This is a genomic window from Leucobacter viscericola (genome assembly GCF_011299575.1).
GTDB classification, from domain to species: Bacteria; Actinomycetota; Actinomycetes; order Actinomycetales; family Microbacteriaceae; genus Leucobacter; species Leucobacter viscericola.
In genome coordinates this window covers 2,300,973-2,326,163 of record NZ_CP049863.1, presented here as the reverse complement: position 1 = coordinate 2,326,163, position 25,191 = coordinate 2,300,973, and the positions used below count along the sequence as shown (strand labels likewise).

Below are 25,191 nucleotides of genomic sequence, written 5' to 3'. Positions count from 1 at the left end.
GGCCGCGCTAGCGGCGCGACACCTCGAGCTGACCGGTGCGCTCGCGAATTTCGGTGGCGACGCGGATCGCGTCACCCTCGGGCGCACTCGACTTCGCGTCGGGGCGCGCGATGAACAGGTAGATCAGGCCAACGATCACCACAACGCCGAGGCCGATGTGCACAACGTAGTCCTCGAAGAAGCTACCGCTGCTGCCAGGAGTCGCCAGAATCACGAAGGCAAAGATGCCGTACGCGAGCGCGACGATGTTGATGACAAAGCCGAGCTTGCCCAGCGAGAACGGTCCGGCCGGACGCCAGCCCTTGAAGCGCTGCCTGAGCGCTGCGAGCACGACCATCTGGAACGCCACGTAGATGCCGAGAATCGCGAACGAGGTGATCGGCACCAGCAGGTTCTCGTTCAAGAAGATCAGCAGGCAGAACAGCGCCGGGATCGTGCACGCCACTATCAGCGCGTTGTTCGGCACCTTACTCTTCGGCGACACCTTCGACAGCCAGCGGTGGCCGGGCAGCATGCCGTCGCGCGCGAACGAGAAGATGAGGCGGCTCGCGGCGGCCTGCAAACTCAGAACGCACGAGATAAAGGCGAGCAGCGCCACCACGAGGAAAATCTTTGCGCCGACGGCGCCCAGAGTGGATTCGAGAATCGCGGGGATCGGATCCTCAACCTCGCCATTCACAATCTCTTGCAGATTCGGTGCCGCCAGCACGTAACCCGCGAATGAGAACAGCGCCGACACGCCTCCGACGAAGATGGTCAGCTGCATGGCGCGTGGGATCCGTCGCGCTGGGTTCGACACTTCTTCTGCGACATCACCGCAGGCCTCAAAGCCGTAGAACAGGAAGAGTCCGGCGATAGCTGCGGCGAAGAACGCGGGAACGTAGCTGCCGTCACCCTGCACACCCATCGAGTCGAAGAAGACGCCGAAGTCGTTTTTGCGCTGGAAGATCAGCAGGTAGAGGCCAACCCCGATCACGCCGATCAACTCGGCGAAGAGCCCCAGGCGGGCGATGCGAGCGAGCCAGGCCGTGCCGGTGAAGTTGATCCCGAGAGCCACAAGCAGGAAGCCGAGCGCGATCAGCAGCGTAATTGCCGGAGTCAGCTCAATATTGAACAGGCTCGCGAAGAAGCCCGTGCCAAACTCGGCCACCGCGGTGATGGTCACGACCATGGCCCAGATGTAGACCCATGCGGCCATCCAGGCGTAGCGCCTGCCCCAGAGTCGGCGAGCCCACGGATACACCCCGCCGTGAATCGGGTACTGCGACACGACCTCACCAAACACGAGGGACACGAGCAGCTGCCCACACGCGACAATCACGATCCACCAGATCGAGGGTGGGCCGCCGGTAGTCAGCGCGACCGCAAACAGCGAATAGACCCCCACGAGCGGGGAGAGATAGGTGAAGCCGAGGGCGAAGTTGCCCCACAGGCTCATGGATCGACTGAACGAATCCTCGTAGCCGAGAACCGCGAGGTGCTCGCCGTCGTCCAACTGCTCGGGGAGCTTTGGTTTCGTAGACACGAATGGTGCCCTTTCTCATCATCATTGACAAAAGTGGGCGGCTTCAGTGCCGCCCGCAAGGCACTAGCCTAGCGAGCAGCCTAACGCCCCGCTCACCCCACGCGGTGAACGCATCTCAACATTTTGGATGGGCATAATGTTGAGATGCGTTCACCGCAGGGGCGGCTGACGTCAAGGGGAGTCAGGGAGTCAGGGGCACCCCGGAGCTCTTGGGAACAGGCGCGCAAGCGCCCTACCGAAAGTCGCGGGTCTCGTTCACGCGCAGGCCCGTTCGCACATAGCCGAGCACCGCGGTTGCGAGTTCCTCGGGGGTGTCAGGGCCGTCAGGCCGATACCACTCAACGAGCGAGTTCACGAGACCAAACGTGAAGCGTGCCGCGAGTCCCGGATCCATGTCGTCGCGCAGAGATCCCTCTGCACGTGCAGCATCAAACATCTTGCGCAGGCGGGCCGTGAGCAAGCGCCGCCGCTCAAGCGCGCGCAGCTCGACGTCAGAGTTGCCGTGCAACCGCAGCAGCAGCGTCAGATACTGCTGCTGCACACACGCCACCTGCACGGCCTCAAGCACAACATGGCGAATCTGCAGAACAGCGTCGCCGGTCTGCGCCTCCGCCTCGTCGAACACACGTTCCAGCTCGCCAAGCACCCGCTCAAGCGCGATCTCAAGCATCTCCGCTTTCGACGCGAAGTGGTGGTACACGGCCGACTTCGACAGCCCCAGCCGATCCGCGATCATGCCGAGCGACGATGCGTCGTAACCGTGATCGTTAAACACCTGCACGATCACCTCGAGCATGCTGTTTCGGTCGTGCCCGGGGCGCCCGCGGCGAGGGGTCACGGCAGTGCTCTCCAACATGCGTAACCTCCCCCTCATTAGATTCTGCGACTCGCTTCGCTCGCGCAGAATGACAAAACTCACAAACTCGCGCAGAATGACGAGCGCGCCTACCGAAGATCGTACAGCCGCTTGAGCTTTCCCTCCGACCTCGGCAGCGATCCCACAGCGACAAGCTCGGCCCCAATGGTGGTTCCGGCACGATCCTTCACGCGCTTCTGCATGAACTTCAGCGCGGCCTCCGCCTCAGAAGCGGTCGCGGCAGGATCCGGCTCGATCTTCATCGTGAGGTGGTCCATGGTGCCGCGTTTCGTCAATTCCAAGATGAAGTGGCTCGTCAGGTGCTCGATCTCGCACGCGATCTCCTCGATCTGCGTCGGGAAGAGGTTGACCCCGCGCAAGATGATCATGTCGTCATTGCGGCCCGTGATCTTCGCGATGCGGCGGTGCGCAGGCCGGGCAGAACCCGGGTGCAGCGAGGTCAGGTCGCGGGTGCGGTAGCGGATCATCGGGAACGCCTCTTTAGTGAGCGTCGTGAACACGAGCTCACCCTGTTCGCCGTCGGCAACCTGCCGCAAGTCCTCGTCGATGATCTCGGGCAAAAAGTGATCTTCCCAGATGTGCGGGCCATCCTGCGTCTCAACGCACTCGTTGCCGACGCCCGGGCCCATCATCTCTGACAGGCCGTAAATGTCGACGGCCTTGATGTCGAGCCGATCCTCAAGCTCCCTGCGCATGCTTTCGGTCCACGGCTCCGCGCCGCAGATCGCGACCTTGAGGCTGGAGGCGCGCGGATCCAACCCCGCCTTTTCGAACGCGTCGGCAATGGTGAGCAGATAGCTCGGCGTGCACATGATTGCGTCGGGACGGAAGTCGTGGATCAGCTGCACCTGCTTCTCGGTCTGCCCTCCAGACATTGGCACCACGGTGCAGCCGAGCCGCTCGATGCCCGCGTGGGCCCCGAGTCCACCCGTAAACAGGCCGTAGCCGTAGGCGTTGTGCACCATCCAACCGGGGCGCACACCCGCGGCATACAGCGAGCGCGCGATCAGGTCGGCCCAGTTCTCGAGATCCTGGTCGGTGTAGCCCACCACCGTGAGGCGTCCGGTCGTGCCCGAGGAAGCGTGGATGCGCCGCACCTGATCCATCGGCACCGCAAACAGGCCGAACGGGTAGTTCTGGCGCAGGTCGTCTTTGGTGGTGAACGGCAGGCGCTCAATGTCGGCGAGTGTGCGAATGTCGTCGGGGTGCACGCCGTGGCGATCGAACTTCTCCTTGTAGAAGGGCACGTTTTCGTAGGCGTGGCGCACGGTCCACTGCAGGCGCTCGAGCTGCAGCACCTCGAGCTCTTCGCGGGTGAGGCGTTCTTCTGGGTGGAGACCGAGCTCGGCAGTGAGGGTAGCGGTTTCAGACATGGTGTTCCTTTGTGCGGTGAAGGGGTGAGGATCGCGGGGCGGCAGGAGGCTTAAGCCACCGTGGGCAGTGGGTTGTTGGTCGCGAAGGATCGACCGCGGAACTCCGCGATCACCTGGTCGTTCTGGTCAATGACCGTGATGTCGTACAGGCCATTGCGACCGGAGAGCCAGCGGCGCTCGGCGGTTGCGGTGAGGGTGTCGCCCGAGCGACTGGCGCGCGTGAAGGTGATGTCGACCCCGGAGGCGACGACGGCGTTGCTGCCCTCATTGCAGGCGTAGGCGAACGCGGTGTCGGCGAGCGTGAATACCATGCCGCCGTGGGTAATGCCGAAGCCGTTGACCATGTCGTCGCGAACCTGCATGGTGAGCACCGCGCGACCGCGTTCGAGCTCTTCGAGCCTGATGCCGAAGGCCTTCTTGGCGGTGTCGGTGCGCAGCATCGCCGTTGCAGACCAACTGGGATCAAGCTCGATGCGATCCTCGATGCTGCCTTGTTCTGTCAGGTTCGTCGTTGAACTCATCTTCGCTCCGTTGCGTTTCGTGGGTGACGGTTCCGCGGTTCTTTGCGGATGCCTCCGAAGTGTGTTTATACTAACTGAATGATCGGTAAGTAATTACTTCTCCGAGACTCTACCACTAGTTTTCCGGCTCCGGGAGAGCCACCGTACGCAAGAACTGATGCAAGGAGGCAGCAGATGGCGACAACCGAGCAAGAAAAGCAGGCCCGCTTTGACGCGCTCATCGAGGCGGATCAGCGCATTGAACCGCGCGACTGGATGCCCGAGAAGTATCGCAAGACCCTGATCCGGCAGATCTCGCAGCACGGCCACTCCGAAATTATCGGCATGCAGCCCGAGGCCAACTGGATCACGCGTGCACCGAGCCTGAAGCGCAAGGCGATCCTGATTGCCAAGGTGCAAGACGAGGCGGGGCACGGGCTCTACCTCTACTCCGCGGCACAGACATTCGGGATCACGCGCGAAGAAATGACCGACGCACTGATCGAGGGCAAGGCCCGCTACTCGTCAATCTTCAACTACCACACGCCCACCTGGGCAGACATGGGCGCGATCGGCTGGCTGGTCGACGGCGCCGCGATCTGCAACCAGGTGCCGCTGTGCCGCGCTTCGTACGGCCCATACGGCCGCGCGATGGTGCGCATCTGCAAAGAGGAATCGTTCCACCAGCGGCAGGGCTTCGAGATTCTCTACGAGCTCTCGCACGGCACCCCCGAGCAGAAGGCCATGGCGCAGGAGTCGGTCAATCGCTGGTACTGGCCAGCGCTGATGATGTTCGGACCGAGCGACGACGCTTCACCCAACTCGGCGCAGTCGATGGCGTGGAAGATCAAGCGCTTCTCGAACGACGAGCTGCGCCAGCGCTTCGTTGGTATGTGCGTGCCACAGTTTGAGGCGCTGGGCCTCGAGTGCCCCGACAAGGATCTGCGCTACGACGAAGAGTCCGGCAAGTGGATCATCGGTGAGCTCGACTGGGACGAGTTTTACGCCGTACTCGACGGCCGCGGACCGGCCAACGCCGAGCGCCTGCGCAACCGTCGCGAGGCCCACGAGAACGGTGCGTGGGTGCGCGAGGCAGCGGTCGAGTACGCCCGCAAGCAGCGGGAGCGCCAGCGTTTCGCGGCGTGATCCCGCCCCGAACTGACAACAAAAACTTAAAGGAGACGACGATGTCGACACCCGGTGAAAAGGGTAACGAAGCCTGGCCGCTGTGGGAGGTGTTCATCCGTGCGAACCGCGGACTGAGCCACGTGCACGCGGGATCGCTGCACGCCCCCGACGAGGAGATGGCCCTGCGCAACGCGCGCGATCTGTACACGCGCCGCAACGAGGGCGTGTCGATCTGGGTGGTGCCCGCCGCCGCGATCACCACGAGCGACCCCGATTCGAAGGGTGTGTTCTTTGAGTCACCCGCTGGCAAGAACTACCGTCACGCGGTGTACTACACCCTCGCCGAGGGGGTAAAGCACCTGTGAGTACCGACACCACAACCACTGCCCACGGCGACGTAACGGTCGACGAGCTTCGTCTCGCCGACGAGCTACCCGGCTCGGGCGCCACCGCGACCGCCGACGTGGCCGAATACGCGATGCGGCTCGGCGACGACTCGCTGATCCTCTCGCAGCAGCTCGGCTGGTGGGTCGCGAAGGCCCCCGAGCTCGAAGAAGATATGGCGCTCGCGAACGTCACCCTCGACCTGCTCGGCCACGCCCGCGCGCTGCTGCATTACGCGGGTACCGCGACCGGACGCTCCGAAGACGATCTCGCATTCTGGCGCGACGAGCCCGAGTTTCTCAACTGCTGGCTAGTGGAGCAGCCCAACGGGCACTTCGGCGACACGATCGCCAGGCAGTTCATCTTCTCTGCGTATCAGGCAGAGCTCTACAAGACCCTGCTCAACAGCACCGACGCCTCATTGCAGGCAATCGCTGGCAAGGCGGAGCGCGAGGTGCGCTACCACCTGGATCACGCGGTGCAGTGGATCCTGCGCCTCGCAGGCGGCACCGAGGAGTCGCGCGGCAAGATTCTCGTGTCGCTGCAGGATCTGTGGCCCTACGTTGACGAGCTCTTCTCCGACGACGAGCTGACGTCGCGTCTGGCGGGCGTCGCTGCCCAGCCCTCCGCTCTGCGCGCTGGCTTTGACCAGACCGTCGCGGCAGTGTTCGCCGAGGCCGCGATCGAAGTACCCGAGGTGAAGCCCGCCTACGCGCGCGGCCGATCCGGCATTCACAGCACACAGCTGGGCCACCTGCTCACTGAGATGCAGTGGCTGCCGCGGCGCAGTCCCGGAGCGAAGTGGTGACCATGACCGCCACGCGCGCCGACAGCGCGGTGCCAGGAGTCGACTCGCCGCACGCCGACGACGCCGCACACCCAGACAGCTCGCTCAGGCCAACGGACCCCGCCGAGGCGCGGGTGTGGGATCTCGCCGCGCAGGTGTTGGATCCTGAGGTGCCCGTGCTGACCATCGAGGATTTGGGGGTGCTGCGCACTGTGATCCTGAGCGAAACCGGGGTCGAGGTTGCGCTCACGCCGACCTACTCGGGCTGCCCAGCTATCGACCAGATGCGCGACGATGTCACGGCAAAACTGCGCGACGCCGGCTACGAGCAGGTGAGCGTGACCACCACGCTCTCCCCCGCGTGGTCGACCGACTGGATGAGCGAAAACGGCAAACGCAAACTCGAGGCCTACGGGATCGCGCCGCCTGACTTCCGCTCGGCGGCGAGGCAGGGTCCTGTGCTCGTGCCGCTCGCGGTGAAGTGCCCGCGCTGCCACTCGACGCAGACGCGCGAGATCGCCCGCTTCGGTTCGACCTCGTGCAAGGCGCTCTACGAGTGCACCGCCTGCCTCGAACCGTTTGACTACTTCAAGGTTCACTGAGCGGACCGCCCGCTACCCCCGTTCCACCCAAAACTTAGGGAGTTCCCATGGCTGCCATCAACCTCGGTGCGACGCCCGCCCGGCTACGCACCACGAAGCGCGCGACGTTCCATGAGCTGCGTGTCGCAGAGGTGCGCCACCTCACCGACACGAGCGTCGAGGTCACCTTTGAGGTGCCCGACGAGCTCGCCGAGCACTACGTCTACCTCGCGGGTCAGTATCTCGCGCTGCGCACCACCCTCGACGGCGAAGATATTCGTCGCTCGTACTCGATCTGCCGACCGCCAGCGAACGGTCGCATCTCGGTCGCCATCAAGCGCGACCAGGGCGGGCTCTTCTCGACCTGGGCCAACGACACCCTCAAGGCTGGCGACACCCTGCAGGTGATGACCCCGCAGGGAGCGTTCACCTCAAACCTTGCTGAGTTCGACGGCCGCCACGTCGTCGGCATTGCCGCCGGATCGGGCATCACCCCGATCATCACGATCGCGCACAAGGTACTGCTGCAGAGCGACACGAGCCGCTTCGACCTGCTGTTCACGAACAAGTCCTCGCTCGACGTGATGTTTGTCGAAGAGCTCGCCGATCTGAAGGATCGCTTTCCGCAGCGCTTCGCGATCCACCATGTGCTGTCGCGCGAGCAGCGCTCGGCGCCGATCATGTCGGGACGCCTCGATGAGGAGCGGCTGCGCACGATCCTGGCCTCTGTGATTCCTGTCGGCATGGCCGACGAGTGGGTGCTGTGCGGACCGTTCGAGCTCGTGCAGCTGTGTCGGGATCTGCTGGCCGAGCACGGGGTCGAGCCGTCGCACGTGCGCTTCGAGCTGTTCAGCACGGGTGAGCCGGGTGAGGCCCCGACACGGGCGCGGCCAGTTGAGATGCGGGCGGGCGAGAAGGCGGTGCGGATCGACTTCACCCTCGACGGCACCTCCGGCACGGTCGAGAGCCCGGTGAGCGCCAACGAGACGATCTTGAACGCGGCGCTTCGTGTGCGCGCCGATGTGCCGTTTGCCTGCGCCGGTGGGGTGTGCGGCACCTGCCGCGCCCGCGTGGTTACAGGTTCGGTATCGATGACCGAGAACTACGCCCTCGAGCCCGAAGAGATGGACCGTGGCTACGTACTCACCTGCCAGTCGCATCCACAGTCGGATCACGTTGTTGTCGATTACGACGCTTAGGTTTTGGGGGACAACATGATCAAACTTTCTATTGCCGACGGCGTTGCCGAGGTGGTTCTTGACGCGCCGGATCGGCTGAACTCTCTCGGGCCGTCTGACCTTCGCGAGCTGGCTGCCGCGTACACCGAGGCCGAGCAGGCCGGGGTGCGCGCGCTGGTGCTGCGCGGCGAGGGTCGTGCGTTCTGCGCCGGGCGGGATATCTCTGGGGTGGACCCTCGGGAAGACGATGTGCTCGGCTATCTTGAGGGGCTCGTCGAGCCGCTGATGAAGCAGATGAGTTCCTTCCCCGCACCCACCTTCGCGGTGGCGCACGGCGCATGTCTCGGTGTTGGTCTTGGGCTGCTCATCGCGAGCGACGTTGTGTACGTCGCCGACTCGGCGAAGATCGGCAGCCCGTTTGCGAACCTTGGGGCGACACTCGACTCGGGTGGGCACGCGCTGTTCGTCGAGCGGCTCGGGGCGCACCGCACGCTCGATCTGATCTACACGGGTCGGTTGATGAGCGGCGCCGAGGCCGTGGCTGCGGGGCTGTTCTCGCGGTCCTTTGCCGATGATGAGGTGCTGTCGGAGACCCGGGCCGCGGCTTCGCGGGCCGCCGCCGGAGCGACGCAGGCGTTCTTGGCGTCGAAAGCCTTGGTGGCCGAGCTGCGGGATCGCCGCGTCGGCCTGTGGGACTCAATGTCTGAGGAGAACCGGGCGCAGGCCGCGCTCTGCGACACCGACGACTACCGGGAGGGTTTTGCGGCGTTCCAGGAGAAGCGGAAGCCGGTGTTTGGCGGTGGGCATTCGGGCGGTGCCTGATCCCGAACCAGCGGCCAGCTGGTCGCCGACCACCGATCAGTGACCGGCGGCCACCCACCATCCGCCACCAGCGGCAAGGTTACTGGCGAGTGGCAAGGATCCTCACATGCCGCTTTCCTTGCCACTCGCCACTTTCCTTGCCTTCGGTTGAGCCAAGCCCCACCCAAAGCGCCAAAACTTCGCCCGGTGGTGTTCCCACCCCCAACAAGGAAGAATGATCCCCGTGAATGACAAGAATTGGGTTGCAGAGAACGGCTCGGGTGAGCTCGCAGACGCGATGGGGATCGAGTTTCTCGAGTACACCGTTGAGCGCACCGTGGCGCGCATGCCGGTGAAGGGCAACCGCCAGACCGTCGGGTTCTTGCACGGCGGCGCCTACGTGGTGCTCGGTGAATCGCTCGGTTCGATGGCGGCCAACCTGCATGCCGGCCCGGGGCGCCTGGCTGTGGGAGTCGACATCAACGCGACCCACACGCGCTCCGCCACCGAGGGCTACGTGACCGGTGTGTGCACGCCGATCCACCTGGGCCGCACGCTTGCGGTGCACGAGATCGTCGTCACCGACGACCAGGGCCGCCGCTGCTGCACAGTGCGCATCTCAAACCTGATCAAGGACATGCCCGCGAAGTAGCTCGCGCCGCTTGCGCGGCGCCCCTGCGCGGCGCCACCCCTGCCGAGAAGCCATGAACTCGTCGAGAGGCCATCGAACGTGATGGCCTCTCGACGAGTTCATGGCTTGTCAGCGGGACGACGGGTGAAGGGGGACAGGAGACGCGACGGCCCGCGACGAGGCCTAGGCCTCTTGCTTGCGACGCGACCGGGCGAACAGCGCGGCACCGATCCCGAGCAAGAGTGCACCCGCGATAGCTCCGCCCCAGGCGAGTGATGAACCCGTGACCGCCAAAGCCGGTACCGGTGCGCCTGACGTGCCCGATTCACTCACGGCGCCCGATGTGCCTGGTTCCGTGTTGGTGGTGGACTTGGGAGTCTTGGGGCTGGTCGAAGTTGTCGATCCAGCTTCCTGTGCCACATCGGCATCGGCGGTTGAGGTGTCCGTAACCGTGCCCGGGGTCGTCCCCTTCGGTGCGTCGCCCGTTGCGGTGGCGGTATTGACAAGCTTGCCAGCTACATCCGCCTTGGTCACGGTGTAGGTGCCACTCAGCACCACGGTCTCACCCGGGTTCAACAGGCCGTCGAATCCCTGGGGCGCCACGAGTGGGCCATCGAGCTTCAGCGCGTCACCCTTGGCGTTGGTAAACGAATCCTCGGTTACCTCAACAGCGCTCAGCGGCACGTTGCCGGTGTTGCGCACGGTAAAGCTGTACTCCACCTTCTCACCGGGGGTAAAGGCGGTCCCGTTAGAAGGCTTGTTCGCAACCGACTTCACGAGGTCGATTCCGGGCTTCGCCAGATCAACGTTCACCGCAACTTCAGACGATGCTTCCACAGGATCCCCCGTAGCCGACTTACCGGTGGCAATTGCGGAGTTTGTGATCTCTCCGCCAGCAACCTGATCATCCACGGTCACAACGTAGCTCGCCTGGTAGGTCACCGACGCACCCGGCGCGAGTGTGCCGTTGAAGTCTGCTGGCTTTACCACTGTGATCGGGGTGGAGAGCGAGAGAGCATCCCCCGCGCCGTTCGTGAACTGATCCTCAGCCACGCTCACATCACGCAGTTCACGCGAACCGGTGTTCGTTGCAACAAATGTGTAGTTGACCGTTTCGCCGGCGGTGTAGCTCACACCATTTGCGGGTGCCGAGGCCGACTTCACCAGGTCAATCGCAACGGGTCCGGGTTCCATCGTCGTAGTGACCGTGTTTGACAGCACACCGAGGGGCGCCTCTGCCGTGCGGAAGGAGGCGTTATTCGACCAGATACCGCCCTCGTTGCCAGAAACGTGGGTGAGCGAGTAGGTGAAGAATCCATCGGTCTGCGGCGCCATCGGAGCGAACGTCACCTTCACGCCGGTGACCTTGTCGAGCTGGTCTGCAACCGCGACGTAGTCCACCCAGTTGACGCCCGTGCCAAAGTTAGCGCGTGCGACATCACCCAACTCTTGCGAAAGCTGCACTGTGCGCGAGTCATCGGTCGTATACATGGCCGTTGCACCAGCGGGCATGCTCACCGGGCCGGTCAAGCGATACTTCGCCGCATTGGTCGTGCCCGGAACTCGAGCGGATGCACCGCTTCCGTCATCTCCAATGTAGGGCAGCACATCGATCACGGTAGGGTCTGTCTGCGTCGTGACGCTCGAACCGTTCGCAACGTTGACGCGCCACGCGAAGTCTTCGCCCGCCTCGATGACCGGGTTCAGGGCAACCTTTGACACTGCGATGCCTGCGGGGCCATCAACACTCACCGTGGCCTGGGCCATATGACGATCGTTTGCGAGGGTCGGCAGCTCTCCCGGGGCGGGAGCAGCGCCATCTGAGACCGAAGCAATCGCAACGGTGTTGACGTAGTCGCCATGCGCCGTGTCTGCCGCCTGGGCCGAGTACGTGATCACGGGCTCTTCGCCACGGGTAATCGAATCGAACTTCCAGGTAACGGTCGTCGATCCATCAGCGTTGACAACCACCGAGCTGGGTTCGTAACTCGGTGCGGCAACTGCCTGGCCATTGATCGTTGTGGCCTTTTCGATGAAGAACAGCCCGGCCGGAACGGTGTCCGTCACAGTCACCGACTGAGCCACGTCTCCGCCAGCCGTTCCAAGGTCAAGCACCTTCGGGGTCAACGTAAACTGGCCAGCCGCTCCTACAGCAATACGGGGCACGGCAGCGGTCTTGGCCACACCAACGGCTGCGTCAACCGCGATCATGCGGTCACCGGTCGTCGGGATCCGCGTGAGTGTTGTCAGCTCTTCGTTTGTGCCCGGGCCATAGCCGGCGGGGCGATACTTACCGCCGTTGAGGTCTGATGAACTCCAGCCCGCCATGTTCGCAATGACGGAGCCGGGGGCCACATCTGCGCGACGCTCAAGGTTCACAAGGAGGATGACATTGTTCTGGCCTGCAGCGATATCTGCATCAGCGTCAGCGATAAACCGGACCGCGCTGACCTTATCCAGGTCAAAACTCGGGTCTGCGAGAGCGGTTGCCTGGTCGGTCCAGGTGCCCAGGTTGTCGGCGCAGTTAAAGGAGCGCATCTGGTCCCAACGCGCATCTTCATCGCCGTTCAGCGTGTAGCCGGTGAGGTACTCGAAGTGGCCCTTCAGCACACCGCCACGCACGTAGGCGGGAGATCCCTCGCTTCCGCTCGGCCATGCCCACCTGCCCGTAGGAGCAGTCTGAAACTTCGCGAGGCTCATCTCCGTTGAGTCCCACACGTCACAAGCTTTTACGTCGTTCAGTGCCGCAGCCGTTGAAACGTTCTGCACTGAAATATAGGACTGAACCTGCTGACCCGCAATGAGGGGGCCGTCACCCGAACGATCGGAGGTGGTGCCGTTCGGCAAGAAGGGTGTGCGATCAGGGTTGTTAATAATGTCGACGAACCGCTTCGACATTGCGCCCTGCGTCGTGATGGTCAGATTCGCGGTCGAGGTGTTGTCTGAGAGATCTTCTCCCGTGTTCTCAACCGTCGCACCATCTGCGCTGGTTCCGTTCGCCACGAGATCTCGAATCACGTTCTTCGCCGCTATGGATCCCGCACCGGTTTCGTAGCCGGGCACATCGCTCAGCGGCACAAACACCGTGATTGTGCCCAGGGTGAGGTAACCCTTATTGTCAGCGATAGCTGCACCACCACGGGTTTTTGTGGGAAGGTGATTTGCACTGAGGTCGGCATTGGCGATCGACACGGTGACCTTTTGGGGGTTTGCAGGATCAACCGAACCGGTCCACACGCCACCGTTCGAAACGGCGTAATCAGCGTTGACAGAGGTCACGCTAAAGCCCGGAAACTCTGGGTGGTTGGTAATGTCGGTACCCTTCACCTCGAGCAGTTGGGCGTTCGGGCTGATCCCGCTCAGATCGTCAACAAAGCTGACGGGCTGATCGGGCGTCTGGTAGCCGCGCACACCCTTGGTGTTCATGCCGGGCACCGAGACTGTCACGCCGTACTGAACACTCCAGCCACGCGTCACGCCATCCGGCCCAAGCACGTTGGTCGCAATGAATGGCGCTGCAACCTTTGTCATGTTGAGGCGCGGTGCCGAAGTAATCGTGACCGCTTTCGGGGCGGTCGTTGCCGCGGGGGCATCAGGATCGTCGCTCTTAAACGAGACGGCGTCGGGTGCAAAGTTCAGTTCTGTTCCATCGGGCTGGCTCTGTGCCGTCGCCGAGAGAGTGACAACTGGTGACGATCCAAGTGGAATATCTCCCAGGTTACAAGTGGCTGTCTTGCCGTCTGCGCTGATCTCTGAAGCAGGTCCGCCAGCGGGCGAGATGCACTGCGCCGGAAGTGTGTTCCATTCGAGGCCCTCGGGCAGAGTGAACGTGATCGTTGCATTCTTTGCGTCCGCAGATGCGCCAATGAGCGAGTTCGCGGAGACGGCAACATCCCAGGAAACGGTGTCGTGTGAACGAAGTACGCTGTCGGTCGGTGAGACGTCGTTACCGGGCCCCGCTGTTGCATCGAACGGTGCCGTGCCGGTACGAACCTCGCCGATCGAAACGGCGTATGCCAGATCTCCCGGAGCAGCCATCGCAGACGTAGCTGGTATCGCAAGCACGCCGCACACCAGTGCGGCGACCAGCGCTGAAACTGATTTCTTGAACTTCACGTATCTCCCCTTCAGCCGACCTGCCGTGATCGCTGAGGTGAGCGTCGGCAGGGCAGATCTTCCTGCCGAGAGGAACCCCCTCTGAGAGGTTCCCCATCCAGAACTACAGGTCCCCGCCTGTAGTAATTACAGGTTTAGGCTACGTTCTGCACAGGTGCCCAGGGTGAGGTTGCGGTTGATCTAAGAACGAAAATCGTGTCGATCAGTAGTCAAGCTGCTTCAGGGAGCTCACCTACGTAGCCAACTACGTGGTCGCAATAGACAGGACATTTCCCCAGTCTTCTGCCGCTCACACCGCAAACGACGGTGCCCCTCACCGACCGGGTTCTTAGACAACAGTCCCTACCGCTCAGGCGTACGTATGTTGCGCCTGAGGGCCACTTACATCCCCGTCAGAACGTACTGAGGTTGGTTCGCAGTGAGGCCTCTGGCCGATCGATGCTGGCTACTTTTATATTCACGCCGAGCCACCTCAAAAGGGGATTAGGCCGCTGCGTGAACAATGACGCCATACGCCAGACCCCCATCCGGGATCTGTGCTCTGACCTTGAGGATGAAATAACGTGGGGAAAGACTTAATAAAGCTTAAGTCGGTGGCCGTGGGGTGGCGATCGCGCACTTCTGCACTTCTAGGTGCCGCAGTGCTGGTGTCGGCTGTTGTTGGCGGGGGCGCACTTGTGATTACCCCGTCTGCCGCTATGGCAGATGCCGGAGATGTTCTGACAGTATCGGATGCGCTGTATAACACGCCGTACGGTTCGGAACTGTTCATGGAGCAGTTCGCCTCCGTGACCGACACAGACGACAACGGGCTGGTCACCGTGGGCGACCTGATCGATTTCACGTTCGTGGTCACAAACACGGGCAATGCTCAGGTCGACTCGATCGCGGTGGAGCAGGCCAGTGGTGGCGCGGTGGATTGCCCGTCAACGACGTTGGCCCCGATGGAGCAGATGACCTGCAAAGCTGTCGCGCCATACGTTGTGACAGATGACGACTTTGAAAAGGGCCTCGTTGAGAACTCGGCGACGGCAACCGGAGCATCGGCCACAAACTCGAGCATTCGCACCGGGCAATCGGTTGCGCGGATTGAAACTGGCGCACCCGTCCCAACTGTTCCGGTCAACTCGGGCTCACTGAGCCTGTCCAAGGCAATTCGTGGCGGAACCCTCTGGTATGACGGTGATACCCCGAAGACGCCGTCGCACAACACCGTGGTCTCCACGGTACGTTTCTTGGCGGTGAACAACGGCACCGAGGCACTGTCCGAGGTTGTGCTCACTGACCAGGTAAAGGTCGGCGATGCAGTCACCGACATGGGATGCTACTTCCCTGACGATGACGAAAATGAGGTGCCGGGAACATTCAACGACGCGACTCAGACGTGGTCTGTTCGCTGGGAAGCCTCTTTCGGTGAGAACCCGGTGCTGTGGGAGCCCGGTGCGATGATCATGTGCTCCGCAGTTCTTTGGCCGGCCGAGGGCGCGAACCAGCACGCTGACATCGCCACCATCCAGGCACGTGTGCCAGGCACACCTGAAGAGCCTTCTACGCCGGGTGAGCCAGGCGATCCATCCACACCGGGTGAGCCGAGCGATCCCTCCACACCAGGCGAACCGGGCGAACCGTCCACACCGGGCGAACCGGGCGATCCCTCCACACCAGGCGAACCGGGCGTTCCATCCACACCAGGTGAACCGGGCGATCCCTCCACACCGGGCGAACCGGGCGATCCCTCCACACCGGGCGAGCCAGGCGAGCCAGGCGAACCATCCACACCAGATGAACCAGGCGATCCATCCACACCAGATGAACCAGGCGAACCCTCCACACCAGGCGAGCCAGGCGAACCATCCACACCAGATGAGCCAGGCAAGCCCTCCACACCGGGCGAACCGTCCACACCCAACGAGCCGTCCACACCGGTCACACCGGCCAACCCGTCCGCGCCGAAGGACGAGACAACCCCGTCCTCCAATGGCGCCACGGCGTCAGCTGAGCAGCTCGCGTTGACCGGCGGAAACCTTCAGCTGGTCTGGTGGGAAGTTGCTGGCGGTATCGTTCTACTCGGATTCGGAGCAACCTTGATGATGCGCCGCAAGTCGCAAAAACAGTCGTAAGACACCACTTCTACGACAAAGGCGCTGCTCCTCGCGGGGTAGCGCCTTTGCTGTACGTGGCGGTCGGCATTTAACTGTTGGACCGGCTTGCCACGGACCCTGCAGCGCAGGCCACCGCGTGCTCACCGAGAACCCAGGTTCTCGGCGAGCGCGCAGAACGGCTACTGCTTCGCGCGGCGCACCCGGCCCGCGGCGAGCGCGGTCAGGATCAGGCCCAGACCTGCCCACACCACCAGCAGCAGGGCAGATCCGCCCGCGCCCGCCGATCCACTCGCGATCGCCTGGAAGCCAGAGAGCGCCGAACCGACGGGACTCAGATCACCGATCGTCGCGAGCGGGCCGGGCACAGTCGACACCACACCAACAGCAAACGCGACCACCAGCAACGCAAACGCAATAAATCGACCGAAGCCGCCGAGCAGCGCCGAGGCACCCTGCACAACGAGCGCGAACGAGATGCCCGCGAGCACCGCGAATCCGAAGAACCCGGTTGCCTGTGCGAGGTCGTAGCCAAGCGCTGCGGGCAGGATCACACCCGCGATCGCACCCTGCACCGCTCCAATGGCGAGTGCTGGTAACGCACTGCGCACGGTGATGTAGCCGATGCCACGTGCAGCGTCCCTCGTGCGCCGCCACAGCGGAGCCAGCACCAAGAAGCTCGCGAGCGCACCCGCCCAGAGTGCAATGCCCGCAAAGAGAGGCGCACCCGACGAGGTGAAGATCTCGTCGCTGCCACCGCGGGTCTCCACGGGGGTCACGGCCTTCTCCGAGAGCGTCTCACGCTCCGCCTTCGTGTAGTTCGGGATCCCAGTGACTGCCTCGTCGAGACCCTTCGAGAGGTCCTTCGCGCCATCGGCGGACTTCGTCACACCGTCGGCCAGTTTCGAAGCTCCGTCAGCTAGTTCCGGAGTGCCCTCGGCAAGTGCGGTCGCGCCGGTCGAGAGCTGGCTTGTTCCAGCCGCGAGCTGGGTTGCACCGGTTGAAAGTTGGCCACCCTGCGCGGCAAGCTCATTGAGCCCAGTCCCAAAGGCAGTGATTCCAGCGCTGAGCTGATCAAGCTGCGCGTTGGGATCGCCGCCGGGATTGCTGTTCGAGGCGGTTATGGTGTTCTGGAACGTTTCCTGTGCTGCGGCTAGACCTTGCAATCCGGTCTGCGTCGTTGCCAATCCGCCGCCGATCTCGGTGCCACGCCCACCAACTGTCGTAAGCATGCTGTCGCAGAAATCCTTGGTGGCTCCCGAGGCCAGGCAGTTTGGATACAGCGTTTTTAGGTCCTCGCCGAGTCCCCGCGCACCGGCACCGGCTGCGGTAAGTCCTTCCGTAACCTGACCCTGGGGCCCAGCCGAGTTCGCTTGCAATGTCCCAAGCGCCCCGATCATTGTCTTCAACTGTGCCACCGCCGCACTTGCACCCTGGCTGAGCGGCGCATAAGCCTCAGAGAGCGCGGAAGCACCCGCCGTGTACTGGCTCACCCCAGAAGCCAGCGCCCCGGCCCCCGTCGAAAGCTCCGAAGCTCCGCTCGACAGCTGCTGCGCACCGTCAGAAAGTTGCGAGGTCCCGTCCGCGAGCTGCGTGGCACCCTCTGAGAGCTGTGTGCCGCCGTCAGCAAGCTGCGAGGCCCCATCAGCGGCCTTGCCGATTCCGGTGTGCAACTCATTCATGCCAACGAACACGTTGCCGACGAACTGGGCACCCAACTGTTGGTTCAGCACGGAAGTCGCCGTCTGGGTCACGATGCCAGAGAGGGCAGTGTCGATAAGCCGCCCCTGGTCACTCTCCGCGATGTCGATGTGCGCGGTCTTCGCCTTTTCAGGGCCCTGAGACAGCGAGGTCGCGGCCGCGGAGAAGTTCTCGGGGATCGTGATGACCGTCGTGTAGCGGCCGTCCTTCAGACCCTTCTTGGCGTCATCCTTATCGGTCAGCTGCCAGGTGAAGTTTGTGTCAGCGTCGCCGCCAATCAGCTCACCCGCGAGCACGCGCCCGAGCGGCACCGTCTGCCCGTTCACCTCGACCGGCTTGTCGTTGTTCACGACAGCCGCGGTCACGTTTTCGAGGCGGTCACTCGGGTTCCATAGACCCCACAGCAGGATTCCGGCCACGGTCAGCGGCACCAGCACAATCCCGAGAATTGTTGTCCAGCTCACGGGCTTTGCACCCTTGAGCCTGGTGAGTGGGAGCGTCATGCGAGCTCTCCTTCTGCGATCGCTGCGGTGAACGCAGGTGCGGCGGGTCGTGTGTCAGACAGGGTGCGCTCGCGCAGGGTGATGGTGGCGGGCAGGATCCGCTCCGCCAGGCTTCGTTCCCCGAGCACGATAAGGGTGAGGGGTGGCGCGGCCCCGCGATCCGCCTCGACCGTTCTTGCGGCGAGCGCGGAGTGCATGGCGTCGATCCGCTCGAGCGAGATGGGCGCTTCAGCCGCCGCTCGCAGGTCAAGCAGCACAACCGAGGCGCGATCCTGCAGGGCGTCGCGTAGGGATTCAAGGCTGGCCCACGCCGAACGTGTGCGCAGTGACGAGGCCCGCTCGGGCAGCAGCAGCCCGTCGACCTTGAGTGTGCCCGCAACGATCGCGCCGCGGCCGGTCAGCAGTCGCGCGAGTGGCAGGGCAACGGGATCCCGCGGATCGAGCATCAGGGTCTCACCGTGGGCGATACGCAGATGATCCACGTGGAGGCTTCCCGGAAGCAGCAGCCGCTCGGCGGCAATCGCCGCGTCGGGCATGTCTTCGGGCCAGCCAGCGTGCTCGAGCTCGCGCGCGAGGCCCTCACCCTCCACGTCGAACGAGGGGAGGATCTTCGACAGCCAGCGCGGCATGCGCCATGCGCGATCCCCGAGCAGTGCAAGCACGGCAGGCACGAGGGTCATGCGCACGATGAACGCGTCGACGAACACACCAACTGCAAGGCCGAGCGCGATCACCTTGATGCTCGGGTCGCCCTCGGGCACAAACGCGGCAAACACGGCGAACATGATGAGAGCGGCGGCGGTCACAACCTTCGCGCTGCCAACAAAGCCGTTGCGGATCGCGCTCTGCGCGTCGGCGTGGTGATCCGTCTTGCCGTGCACGTATTCCTCACGGATGCGCGAGACCAAAAACACCTCGTAGTCCATCGCGAGACCAAACAGCACACCCATCAAAATGATCGGCATGAAGCTCAGGATCGGCCCCGTCGAACTGACGTTGAGCAGGTTCGAGAACCAACCCCACTGGAATACAGCCACAACAGCACCAAACGCGACCCCGACCGACAGCAAAAAGCCGAGCGTCGCCTTGATCGGCACCCACACCGAGCGGAAGACCATGGCGAGCAGCACTAGCGACAGGCCAACTACCAGGATGCCAAACGGCAGCAGCGCGTTCATCAGCAGCGCGGATACGTCGATCGCAACCGCGGTGAAGCCGGTCACGGCCAGGCTCACACCGTACTTCTTCTCCCAGGTGTCGTGCATGTCGCGCAGTTTGTGCACGAGTTCCGTGGTGCTCTCGGCGTGCGGTCCCTCGTCGGGGATCACCTGGATAATGCCGGTGTCGGCCCCCTGGTTCGGTGTTGCAAGTGGCACCTCAGCAACACCGGGAACCTTTCGCACCTCGTCAGCGAGATCCTTCATCAGGCCAACGGGGTCGGTGCTCGTAATGATCGATCCGGTCAGCAGCAGCGGGCCGTTGTAGCCCTCGCCGAAGTGCTCGCCCGTGAGCTCGTAGGTGACGCGGGCAGGATCATCCGCGCTGAGCGAAGTTGCGTTCGGCAGCGCGAGACGCAGCTGTGCAGCGGGGATCGCAGCAATGCCGAGCAGCACAAGCACGGTCAGAATCGTGACGATCGGCTTCTTCGTGACCGTGCGCACCCAGCCGCCGAAGAAGCGGTCGGCCCGGGAGGGTGTGTGCGGGTCAAAACCGTCAGTTGGTTCGGGGTTGTGGGTCGCGGTCTCGTCCCTTGTCATGCTGCGCGCAGTCGCAGCATCATCGCTCGAGTTGTCGCCACCTACTGTGTTGACCGAAGCTACGCTCCCCCGCAAGCGAATCCGCTGTTTCTTCGGCAGGATCCGCAGCCCGACCATCGCCATGATCGCGGGGGTCAGCGTCACCGCAATCAGCACGGCGATGGCAACCGCTGCGGCGGCGGCGATCCCGAGCGAAGTGAGGAATGGAATGCCAGCGACCGACAGGCCAACGAGCGCGATGATCACCGTGAGGCCCGCGAACACCACGGCAGAGCCAGAGGTTGCGGTCGCGCGGGCGATCGAGTCTTCGACGCTGAGGCCCGCACGCAGCTGCTCTTGGTGGCGACTCACGATGAAGAGTGTGTAGTCGATGCCCACCGCGAGGCCCAGCATGAGGGCAAGCATGGGAGTGGTCGATGTGAGATCAACGAAGGCGGTTACAAAGAAGAGTCCCGCGATCGAGACGCCGACGCCGAGCATGGCGATAATCAGCGGCATGCCCGCTGCGATGAGCGAGCCGAGTGTGAGGATCAATACAACAAACGCGATGATTACGCCGACACCCTCGGTCGGGCTGATGCCGGGGACCGAGGCCGAGAACGCCTCACCGCCGTAGGAGACCTGGGCGCCCGAGGGCAGCTGATCCCGAATCTCTTCGGTTGCCTTTTTGAGTCCCTCGATGGTCGATTCTTTGACGGTGCTGACCTCACCCTCGATCTGCACCGTGATGAGCGCGGCCTCGCCGTCTTTGGAGAGTCCCCCGCTCGCCTGCTCACTGAATGGAGTCTGCACCGCGGTCACGGCGGTGACGTCTTCGAGATCCTTCGCGGCATCGTCGACAATTCCCTTGTAGGGCTCGGCGTCGACCTTTTCGCCCTTCGGAGCGACCACGATAATCGTGGCGCTCGTGCCACTGACCTCTGGAAATGTGAGGCCGAGCTGCGTGATCGCATCCTGCGACTCGGTTCCCGGAATCGAGATGGGCGCGTTCGCTCCCTGTCCGAACAGCGCGGCACCCGTTCCCAGCAGCGCGAGCAGTGCGATCCAGAGGATCAGAACGAGCGTTCTTGCACGCGTCGCCCATCGTCCGAGGGCGTAAAGAAGCGTGGACATGCGGGCCTTCCGGTCACGGTGGTTGGCGGGACTTGTGCGGTTGTGGGATTGGCGGGACTGCAAAATAGCACGGTGGTTGGCGATCTTGCGGGATCCAAGTATTTCGATACACGAGTGTATCCGTTTCCGATACACAAATGTATCCACTCTTCGCTTCAAGCTCGCTGAGTGTGCGATGATGTTGCACATGTTCCCCGATCCCGAGGCCTCCGACGCGCGCGTAAGCGCGGGATCAGCCGACGGTTCCAACCAGGTTCCCGAGGCAGCCCTCAGTGCCCGCCGCCTGGAGACTCGAAACCGCCTGCTCGATGCGGCGGCCGAGGTGTTCACCGAATCTGGCCTGCAGGGCGCGTCTGTCGAGAGTGTCTGCAGTCGGGCTGGGTTCACGCGCGGAGCGTTCTACTCAAACTTTTCCAGCAAGGAAGAGCTGTTTCTCGCGCTGCTCGATCGTGAGTACGACCAGCGCACCCAGTTCTTGCAGGAGCGCGCGGCCGAGCTGATTCCGCTGCTCGCGAGCCGCGAGTGCCTGCTCACCCCCGAAGACACGGCGCAGTATGTCACCGAGTTCTTCGCCCCCACCGGCTGGGAATCGACGTGGTTCGCGCTCGAGACAGAATTCATGCTGCTCGCCATGCGCGAGCCCACGAGTTCGCTCAGCCTCGCCAGCTTCATCGTTCGCTCTCGCCTCGATCTCGAAGAGCTCGTGGAGGGCATCTTGCACGCCGCGGGACGCCGCTTCACGATCCCGGTCGACCGCGCAATGCCGATCCTCGGCGGCATCTATGAGCGGGCGTTTCGCATCACGGCCCTGGCTGGCCCGGATGCCCCTGAGGGCCTGAATGAACTGGGCGGCAGGATCGCGGAACTGCTGTTCGCGATCACCGAGGATGAGGGGTAGGGGTTTCGCGCCCGCCCGCTCCTCATCCGATTTGCGGGTCAGTTTCTGGCACTAAACCCGGTTTTAGTGCACAAAAGTGACCCGAGAATCTTCAGGATCTGACTAGCGGGACTTTAAGGATCCGCCTAGCGGGTCCCGCTCCTGACGAGCGGCCCCACGCACCGCAGCATCCATTTGCGGGTCAGTTTCTGGTACTAAACAGCTGCTTAGTACCAGAAACTGACCCGAGGATCCACAAACGCCGACTGTCCCGTGCCCGCTAAGATCGAAGCGTGCTGCTATCTGATCGTGACATCAATGCCGAACTCGAATCTGGCCGCATCGGGCTCTCGCCCAGCGAAGCCTCGATGGTGCAACCGTCAAGCGTCGACGTGCGGCTCGACCGCTACTTCCGGCTCTTCGACAACCACAAATACGCCGTCATCGACCCCGCAGAGGATCAGCCCGAGCTGACTCGCCTCATCGAGGTCGACCCCGCCGAGGGTTTCATCTTGCACCCCGGCGAGTTTGTACTTGGATCCACCTTCGAGCAGGTCAGCCTGCCCGACGACGTTGCCGCGCGCCTCGAGGGCAAGAGTTCGCTCGGTCGCCTCGGCCTACTTACGCACTCAACCGCCGGATTCATTGATCCCGGCTTTGAAGGCCACGTCACGCTCGAACTCTCGAACGTCGCAACCCTGCCGATTCGCCTGTGGCCGGGCATGAAGATCGGTCAGCTGTGCTTCTTCCGACTTACCTCTCCCGCGGAGCGCCCGTATGGATCCGGCGCAACGTTCTCACGCTACAAGGGACAGCGCGGCCCGACAGCCTCGCGCTCGCACCTCAACTTTCACCGCGCAGACGTGACGGCGACAGACGCGGGGCACACCGGGGGCTAGCGTCGACGCGACCGCTCCTCGCTGCCCAAACCGCCCACACCCCCAAGCCCCGCGCACCCCGCAAACCCCATTCGAGTGTTGCCATATTGCTAGTTGGTCGCGTCTCAACTAGCCATATGGCAACACTCGATCGCAGGGCAAGGCTGGCCAGGCCAGGCCAGTCCAAGCCAACCAGGCCGCGCCAGTCCAAGCCACCCAAGCCAAGCCCTACGCAAACCCAAGTCCCGAGCAATCAGACCCCGGCAGTCGCCCGCTCATATCCGGCGAGCAGGATCCGCTCCGCAAGCAGCAGGTAGTCGCGCAGGGCGGCCGACGCCTTGTCGGTCGCGCCCGATTCAAGCAGCTCAAGGATCCTCTCGTTGCGCTCAAGGAACGGCGCGTGAAGATACGCGGGATCGTCGATCAGGCCGAAGGCGAGGCGCAGCTCCGAGGTCAGCTGGGTGTACATGCGATTGAGTCGGGCGCTGTCCGCGAGTTCGAAGATGGCACGGTGAAACTCGATGTTCGAGGTCGCAATGCTGGGCCAGTCGTCGTGATCCCGCGCTTCTAAAGCCGCCTCAACCGCGCGCCGCATGCGAGCAATGGCCGGGTGCCGCGGCATCGCCTCGGCAACCGCTTGGCACTCGATGAGGCGACGCACGCGGTAGATGTCGATGATCGTGTTGATGTTCGGGATCGCCACGCAAGCTCCACGGTTCGGAATCTGCGTGATGAGCCCCTCCTCGCTCAACGCACGAAACGCCTCGCGCAGCGTGTTGCGTGAAACGCCAAGCGACTCGGCCAGTTTGGCCTCGGGTACGCGCTCACCGGGTGCGAGCTCCCCTCGAGAAATGCGGGCGCGGATCTCGGCAGCGGCATCTAGAGCGCGCGAGTGAGAGCCAGGCTCGCCACCGGCCTCGGCCCCTACACTCACACCACTCACCATGAGTGCAGTGTAACAACCGCAACAAACGCATGCTGTTTGTTGAAAGAAGAGACTTGCATTGTTCAACAATCAATGTAAAGTAAAGGAACCCCCAGAAACCGGCGCAATGGTGCGAGAGGAATTCCCGAATGAACGAGCAAGTCTCACCCGAAAAGGAACGCGAGGGCGAAGTTTCCGTCCCCGGACCCGCAACCGTAGCCAGCGGCACGGTCGGATTCGTGAAATCGCGTCGGGCCTCCCTCATCGGGGCAATCTTTATGATGGCAACCTCGGCCATCGGCCCCGGCTTCATCACGCAGACGGCCACGTTCACCGCAACGCTGGGGGCAGCCTTCGCGTTCGGCATCCTCGTTTCGATCGTCATTGACTTCATCGTGCAGGCGAACATCTGGCAGATCATCACGCTCTCGGGCAAACGCGCGGCCGAGCTCGCCAACGCCGCGATCCCGTTCAGCGGGTTCATTCTCTCGGTGCTCGTGATCGTGGGCGGGCTCGTGTTCAACATCGGCAACATCGCGGGCGCCGGCCTCGGGCTCAACGCCATGCTCGGGCTCGACCCGAAGATCGGTGGTGCCATCAGTGCACTGCTCGCGATCGCCATTTTCCTTTCGCGTCGCGCGGGTCTGCTCATGGACCGCGCAATGATCGTGTTCGGCCTGCTGATGATCACCCTGACCGTTGTCGTTGCGATCATCGCAAGCCCACCCGTCGGTGAGGCCCTGCGTCAGACCGTCATGCCCGACACCATCGACTTTGCCGCAATCACCACGATCGTCGGCGGCACGATCGGCGGCTACATCACTTACGCTGGCGCTCACAAGCTGCTCGATTCGGGCGCCGCGGGCCCCGAACACATCAAGCAGGTCACCAACTCCGCGTTTATGGGCATCGCGGTGACCGGAATCATGCGCTACGTGCTCTTCCTGGCATTCCTCGGTGTCACTGCAAGCGGTGTGATGCTCGACATCGCCGCAAATCCCGCCGCGCAGGCCTTTGAGTCGGCCGCGGGCGAGTGGGGCATGCGGGCGTTCGGGCTCGTTCTGTGGGCCGCGGGCATCTCAAGTGTGATCGGCGCGGCGTTCACTTCGGTGTCGTTCATGACGGTATTCAGCAAGAAGCTCGATCAGCGCCGCCGCGGCTGGGTCACGGTTGTGTTCATCTTGATCGGCCTCGCCGCATACCTGACCATGGGCACTACACCGGTTGCACTGCTGGTGTTTGCGGGTGGATTCAACGGCCTGATCCTTCCCATCGGGTTCACCGTCTTTATGTACATTGCTTGGTTCCGCAGGGATCTGCTCGGTGGTCATCGCATTCAGATGTGGTTGCTGTGCCTCGGTTCCCTCGCGACGGTTCTCACCTGGTACATGGGTGTGGTGTCGTTCAGCAAGATCTTTGAGTTCCTCGCCGCGTGATTGTCGGTGGCTACCGCAATA

Annotated in this window: 19 protein-coding genes; 11 read left to right on the top strand and 8 right to left on the bottom strand. The window is 63.2% G+C overall.

Annotation, left to right across the window (positions count from 1 at the left end; all coding sequences use genetic code 11):
• Positions 1-7: 7 nt before the first annotated feature.
• From G7068_RS10170 to paaI, 4 genes are all read right to left on the bottom strand, one after another.
• A complete protein-coding gene (locus G7068_RS10170; protein WP_244304440.1) occupies positions 8-1,525 on the bottom strand; it encodes an APC family permease in 1,518 nt (505 codons plus the stop codon).
• Between the two features lie 232 nt (positions 1,526-1,757).
• Positions 1,758-2,381 carry a TetR/AcrR family transcriptional regulator gene (locus tag G7068_RS10165; RefSeq protein WP_166291724.1) on the bottom strand — a complete coding sequence of 208 codons (624 nt, stop codon included), beginning with the start codon at positions 2,379-2,381 and terminating at the stop codon, positions 1,758-1,760.
• Positions 2,382-2,470: 89 nt separating this feature from the next.
• Positions 2,471-3,775 (bottom strand): phenylacetate--CoA ligase PaaK, encoded by a 1,305-nt coding sequence (paaK, locus tag G7068_RS10160; protein ID WP_166291722.1) that lies wholly within the window; start codon positions 3,773-3,775, stop codon positions 2,471-2,473.
• 50 nt (positions 3,776-3,825) lie between these two features.
• A complete protein-coding gene (gene paaI / locus G7068_RS10155; protein WP_166291720.1) occupies positions 3,826-4,296 on the bottom strand; it encodes a hydroxyphenylacetyl-CoA thioesterase PaaI in 471 nt (156 codons plus the stop codon).
• Positions 4,297-4,470: 174 nt separating this feature from the next.
• On the opposite strand from paaI, the gene paaA reads away from it, so the two are divergent.
• The 7 genes from paaA (at position 4,471) to G7068_RS10120 (ending at position 9,786) form a co-directional block, all read left to right on the top strand.
• Positions 4,471-5,421, top strand: coding sequence for a 1,2-phenylacetyl-CoA epoxidase subunit PaaA (paaA, locus tag G7068_RS10150; RefSeq protein ID WP_166291718.1), 951 nt, complete (start codon positions 4,471-4,473; stop codon positions 5,419-5,421).
• Between the two features lie 41 nt (positions 5,422-5,462).
• On the top strand, positions 5,463-5,768 hold the full coding sequence (gene paaB / locus G7068_RS10145) for a 1,2-phenylacetyl-CoA epoxidase subunit PaaB (RefSeq protein WP_166291716.1): 306 nt from the start codon (positions 5,463-5,465) through the stop codon (positions 5,766-5,768).
• On the top strand, positions 5,765-6,595 hold the full coding sequence (paaC, locus tag G7068_RS10140) for a 1,2-phenylacetyl-CoA epoxidase subunit PaaC (protein ID WP_166291714.1): 831 nt from the start codon (positions 5,765-5,767) through the stop codon (positions 6,593-6,595). The genes paaB and paaC overlap by 4 nt, the downstream gene beginning before the upstream one ends.
• 2 nt (positions 6,596-6,597) lie before the next feature.
• Complete coding sequence (gene paaD / locus G7068_RS10135; RefSeq protein ID WP_166291711.1) at positions 6,598-7,176, top strand: 1,2-phenylacetyl-CoA epoxidase subunit PaaD; 579 nt, start codon at positions 6,598-6,600, stop codon at positions 7,174-7,176.
• 47 nt (positions 7,177-7,223) lie between these two features.
• A complete protein-coding gene (gene paaE, locus G7068_RS10130) occupies positions 7,224-8,354 on the top strand; it encodes a 1,2-phenylacetyl-CoA epoxidase subunit PaaE (RefSeq protein WP_166291709.1) in 1,131 nt (376 codons plus the stop codon).
• A gap of 15 nt (positions 8,355-8,369) precedes the next feature.
• Complete coding sequence (locus tag G7068_RS10125; RefSeq protein ID WP_166291707.1) at positions 8,370-9,155, top strand: enoyl-CoA hydratase/isomerase family protein; 786 nt, start codon at positions 8,370-8,372, stop codon at positions 9,153-9,155.
• Positions 9,156-9,369: 214 nt separating this feature from the next.
• Positions 9,370-9,786: a hotdog fold thioesterase gene (locus G7068_RS10120; protein WP_166291705.1), complete on the top strand. Its 417-nt coding sequence runs from the start codon at positions 9,370-9,372 to the stop codon at positions 9,784-9,786.
• A 162-nt stretch (positions 9,787-9,948) separates the two neighbouring features.
• Here the strand turns inward: G7068_RS10120 and G7068_RS10115 are convergent, their stop codons facing one another.
• Entirely contained in the window at positions 9,949-13,881 is a 3,933-nt protein-coding gene (locus G7068_RS10115; protein ID WP_166291703.1) for a DUF7507 domain-containing protein, read from the bottom strand.
• 641 nt (positions 13,882-14,522) lie between these two features.
• Between G7068_RS10115 and G7068_RS10110 the strand changes: the two genes are divergently transcribed.
• Positions 14,523-16,001, top strand: a complete 1,479-nt coding sequence (locus G7068_RS10110; RefSeq protein ID WP_166291701.1) for a DUF7507 domain-containing protein — start codon at positions 14,523-14,525, stop codon at positions 15,999-16,001.
• A gap of 161 nt (positions 16,002-16,162) precedes the next feature.
• Here the strand turns inward: G7068_RS10110 and G7068_RS10105 are convergent, their stop codons facing one another.
• Positions 16,163-18,184, bottom strand: coding sequence for a YhgE/Pip domain-containing protein (locus tag G7068_RS10105; RefSeq protein ID WP_166291699.1), 2,022 nt, complete (start codon positions 18,182-18,184; stop codon positions 16,163-16,165).
• Positions 18,181-21,054 carry an MMPL family transporter gene (locus G7068_RS10100; RefSeq protein ID WP_166291697.1) on the bottom strand — a complete coding sequence of 958 codons (2,874 nt, stop codon included), beginning with the start codon at positions 21,052-21,054 and terminating at the stop codon, positions 18,181-18,183. Before G7068_RS10100 ends, G7068_RS10105 begins: the two co-directional genes overlap by 4 nt.
• Before the next feature lie 175 nt (positions 21,055-21,229).
• On the opposite strand from G7068_RS10100, the gene G7068_RS10095 reads away from it, so the two are divergent.
• Positions 21,230-21,952, top strand: coding sequence for a TetR/AcrR family transcriptional regulator (locus G7068_RS10095; protein ID WP_166291695.1), 723 nt, complete (start codon positions 21,230-21,232; stop codon positions 21,950-21,952).
• 272 nt (positions 21,953-22,224) lie between these two features.
• Positions 22,225-22,830, top strand: a complete 606-nt coding sequence (dcd, locus tag G7068_RS10090) for a dCTP deaminase (protein WP_166291692.1) — start codon at positions 22,225-22,227, stop codon at positions 22,828-22,830.
• A gap of 232 nt (positions 22,831-23,062) precedes the next feature.
• Here dcd and G7068_RS10085 read toward each other — a convergent pair whose 3' ends face one another.
• A complete protein-coding gene (locus G7068_RS10085) occupies positions 23,063-23,755 on the bottom strand; it encodes a GntR family transcriptional regulator (protein WP_166291690.1) in 693 nt (230 codons plus the stop codon).
• A 128-nt stretch (positions 23,756-23,883) separates the two neighbouring features.
• On the opposite strand from G7068_RS10085, the gene G7068_RS10080 reads away from it, so the two are divergent.
• Entirely contained in the window at positions 23,884-25,170 is a 1,287-nt protein-coding gene (locus G7068_RS10080; RefSeq protein ID WP_166291688.1) for an NRAMP family divalent metal transporter, read from the top strand.
• Positions 25,171-25,191: the final 21 nt, after the last annotated feature.